Raw genomic sequence first — 241 nt, 5'->3', positions numbered from 1 at the left:
TTTAGTAACTCAAGAAATTGTTCCAGATGACTCAAATTATTGGTTAAAAAAACCAACAGAACGAGAATTTTATGATTGCTGTAATGAGTTTTGGAGTGTCTCAACGTATGTAGCAAAGGGTGTTTTTAGAAGAGAAATATTATTTGCTTTAGATCATTTCAATAATATTTTACGTCCTGAATTATTAAGAATGATTTCTTGGTATATTGGCTTTAATAGGGGTTTTGATTTTAGTTTAGGA

1 protein-coding gene is annotated in these 241 nt (G+C 29.0%); it reads left to right on the top strand.

The genetic code is table 11. The features are described from left to right. Positions 1 to 241, top strand: a 241-nt coding sequence (locus SH09_RS13810) for an aminoglycoside 6-adenylyltransferase (RefSeq protein ID WP_042740043.1), incomplete at both ends; no start/stop codon positions are given.

Origin of the sequence: Staphylococcus gallinarum, from assembly GCF_000875895.1 — a bacterium.
Taxonomy (GTDB): Bacteria; Bacillota; Bacilli; order Staphylococcales; family Staphylococcaceae; genus Staphylococcus; species Staphylococcus gallinarum.
This window is presented reverse-complemented; position numbering and strand designations above follow the sequence as displayed.